At 63.5% G+C, this 3,580-nt stretch carries 4 protein-coding genes; all 4 read left to right on the top strand.

Features of this window, described 5'->3' with window-relative positions:
* Positions 1-200 precede the first annotated feature (200 nt).
* Positions 201-1,016 carry an IclR family transcriptional regulator gene (locus AB1609_18185; GenBank protein MEW6048376.1) on the top strand — a complete coding sequence of 272 codons (816 nt, stop codon included), beginning with the start codon at positions 201-203 and terminating at the stop codon, positions 1,014-1,016.
* Positions 1,017-1,035: 19 nt separating this feature from the next.
* Complete coding sequence (locus AB1609_18180) at positions 1,036-1,791, top strand: ABC transporter ATP-binding protein (GenBank protein ID MEW6048375.1); 756 nt, start codon at positions 1,036-1,038, stop codon at positions 1,789-1,791.
* Positions 1,785-2,489 (top strand): ABC transporter ATP-binding protein, encoded by a 705-nt coding sequence (locus tag AB1609_18175; protein MEW6048374.1) that lies wholly within the window; start codon positions 1,785-1,787, stop codon positions 2,487-2,489. Before AB1609_18180 ends, AB1609_18175 begins: the two co-directional genes overlap by 7 nt.
* A 27-nt stretch (positions 2,490-2,516) precedes the next feature.
* On the top strand, positions 2,517-3,580 hold a 1,064-nt coding region (locus tag AB1609_18170; protein MEW6048373.1), incomplete at its 3' end, for an ABC transporter substrate-binding protein.

Raw genomic sequence — 3,580 nt, 5'->3', positions numbered from 1 at the left:
TTGAACCTGACAACGGCTCCGACCATGAGCCATCCCGTTGCCTTTGGTGATTACAGTGCCGACTGCGCCGCGCGAGGAGAACGCCGACTCTGGGTGCGGCGTGTGGCCCCGGGTGGGGGTATCGGAGTACCGGCGGGGCTAAGGAGGAATTTCGGCGTTGGCATCGAATACGTTTTCCTTGGAAGAAACCCGCGTTCCGGGTGGGAAATGAAGTGGTCCATTCCTCGTCACCGATCCGTCGGACCCCGACCCTCCGGGCTGTCGACACGGCCCTGAGAGTTCTCGCTGCGCTGGCATCCGGCAGCGGCGACTGGTCGGTAAGCGAACTCGCCGAGCACCTGGGCATAGCCCCGAGCCACGTGTACAAGGTATTGGCCACGTTGAGCACGCACGGGTTTGCGGAGCAGGATCCTGGCACGCGGCGTTATCGGGTGGGGTGGTCGATCCTCCTGATGGGCATGAAGGCTGTGGCCCGCCTGGACATCAGGCGCGTGGCGCTCCCGTGGCTGGGATGGCTGGTGGATGTGACGGGCGAGACGTCGCTTCTTCATATCCGACGGGGACTCCACAGCGTTTGCGTGGAGAAAGTGGAAAGCCCGCACAGCGTACGGGTCACGGCGGAGTTGGGTCACCCGGGGCCGCTCTACGCCGGCGGGTCTAACAAACCTCTTATCGCATGGCTCCCTGAGGACGAACTGGAAGATCTTCTGGGGCGGGTTTCCTGGGAGATCTACACCGACCGTACACCCCGCAGCCCCGAGGAACTCGAGTTGCAGCTCAATGCTATCCGGCTGCAGGGATACGCCTATTCGGCGGGAGAGGTTGAGCCGGGCATAGCCGCCCTCGGGGCTCCGGTCTTCGGCCCCGAGGGCCGGGTGGTAGCGTCGGTGAGTATCACCGGGCCCAGCACGCGGCTGAACCCTGAGAGGGCCGTGGAGCTTGCGGCTGCCGTGCGGCGAGCAGCTGATGAGGTTTCCAGGAGATTGGGGGGCGAGTCCCTCGGGACCGATCGCTGACCGGGTGGAGGGGTTGAGGGTGGAGCCGCTGCTTGTTGTCGAAGGACTGACGAAGAGTTTTGGCGGTCTCAAGGCCGTGCGCGCCTTCAACTGCCGGGTCAATCAACGTACGGTCCATGCCCTGATCGGGCCGAACGGGGCCGGCAAGACCACCGTCTTCAACTTGATCTCGGGGTTGCTGAAACCTGACGCCGGCCGCATTCGGCTGGAAGGCCGGGAGCTGACGGGCCTTCCCGCGCACATGGTGTCGAGGGCGGGCATCGGGCGTACGTTCCAGACCATCCGCGTCTTCCGGGATCTCACGGCTGAAGAGAACGTCCTCGTGGGGCTGTACGCCCATTCCGGGGTAAGTGTCGTACGCAGCGCCCTGCGCCCGCCCGTGGACAGGAAGTTGCGGAGGGAGGTTGAAGCGGCCCTGGAGCTGGTCGGGTTGGCGCCCAGCGCAGGGACCCTGGCGCGGAACCTGTCATACGGCGAACAGAAGAGGCTGGAGATGGCACGGGCTCTGGCGTGGGGCCCCCGTGTGCTCCTCCTCGACGAGCCGACCGCGGGCATGAACCCGACGGAGGCGGCTGCCATAATGCAGACCATCGCCCGCATCCGGGAGGCGGGACGCACCGTGATGCTGGTCGAGCACAACATGCGTGTGGTGATGGACGTCTCCGACTGGATCACAGTGATGGACTTTGGGGAGGTGATCGCCGAGGGAACTCCCGACCGGGTGACCAGCGACGAACGAGTCATAAAGGCGTATTTGGGGGAGCGGAAATGCTGAATCTGGATCGGGTTACGGCCTCGTATGGTTCGATACCGGCCCTCAGGGACGTTTCTCTGGAGGTCAGGGACGGGGAGGTCGTCGCTCTCCTGGGGGCCAACGGGGCGGGCAAGACCACGACCCTGCGCTGCATCGTGGGCCTGCTGAGGCCTCAGGGCGGCAGGGTTACGTTCCGTGGTGAGGACATCACCCGGCGGTCCACGGTTGAGGTCGTGCGCAAAGGGGTCTCAATGGTCTTCGAAGGCAGGAGGGTTTTCCCCGAGCTCACCGTGTGGGAAAACCTGTTGATCGGTGGTTACCTGGTGAAGGAAGCGGGCGAGCGTCAGCGGTTGCTGGCCCAGATGCTGGACCGGTTCCCACGGCTGGCCGAGCGGAAGGGTCAACTGGCAGGGTCTCTCTCGGGAGGCGAGCAGCAAATGCTGGCCATGGCTCGAGCTCTCATGTCACGGCCTTCGTTGCTGCTGCTGGATGAACCCAGCATGGGGCTGGCGCCGAAAGTGGTGGACGAAGTGTTCGACATCATCGTGGGTTTGCACCGGGAGGGCACCACCATCCTGCTCGTGGAGCAGAATGCCGCGCGGGCACTGGAGATAGCCGACCGGGCTTACGTCCTGGAGACCGGGTCAATCGTACTGCAGGGCACGGCGAAGGATCTCCTCGACGATCCTACCGTCCGGCGTGCCTACCTGGGCCGTTAGCCTCAAGATCTGAGGAGGTGCAAGCGAATGAAGAGTTTGAGGGCGGTCAGCGCGTTGCTGCTTGTGCTGGTGTTGCTGGTGGCGGCCGGCGGGTGCAGGCAGCCTGCTGCTTCTCAGGAGCAGAAGACGCCTGCTCCAGAAACCATCAAGATCGGAGGGATTGGTCCCCTCTCTCCGCCGGGTACACCGGCCCTGGGAGAAGAGCTGAAGAATGCCATGACCCTGGCGATCGAGGAGATCAACGAGGCGGGCGGAGTCCTGGGGAAGAAGCTTGAGCTTACGTTCGAGGATTCCCAGGGGACGCCGGAAAAGGGCCAGGCCGCCATGGAGAAGCTCATAACCAAGGATCAGGTGGTGGCGGTGGCAGGAGAAGGGCACAGCTCCGCCGCCCTTGCGGAAATGGAAGTCGCCAAGCGAAACAACGTCCCCTTCATAATCGCCGAGGCCTGGTCGGATACTCTCACGGCAAAGGGTTACCGCAACGTATTCCGGGTGACGGTGAACAACACCATGTTCACCCAGAAGATCGTCGAGTTCGTGAAGGCGATGGGATTCCAGCGCCCCGCGATCGTGGCGGAGGACAGCGACTGGGGGATCGGCAACATCAAGTTGCTCGAACCGGCCTTCAAGGAGATGGGGCTCCAGTACAAGAGTATGGTGATTGACCGCACGGCCAAGGACTTCACTCCCCAACTCCTGCAACTGAAACCTTTTAAACCGGACCTGCTCATCAACATGACCACCGGCGTGGCGTGCTACCTGGTCACCAAGCAGGCGAAAGAGATCGGGCTGGCGCCCACCGCGAACTCGCTCATCTTCGCGGGCGGCGCCGACGCCGCGTATCCGGAGATCTGGGAAACCGTCGGTCAGGCGGGGCAGTACCTGGTGTGGCAGGCCCTCTACCATCCGAAAGCGAAGTTCTCGGAACTGACGGAGCCCTTCGTGAACAAGTACAAGGCCAGGTACGGTCGGCCTCCCACGTATGTCGGTCTGGAGGGGTACGACTGCATCCTGGTGCTGGCCGATGCCATCAAGCGGGCGGGATCGACCGAGAGTGACAAGCTGATCGACGCCCTCGAGAAGACGTCCCT

Source organism: Bacillota bacterium, from assembly GCA_040754675.1.
In the GTDB taxonomy this organism is placed as follows: domain Bacteria; phylum Bacillota; class Limnochordia; order Limnochordales; family Geochordaceae; genus Geochorda.
The sequence above is the reverse complement of the archived record's forward strand: the minus strand, read 5'-3'. Positions and strand labels throughout refer to the sequence as shown.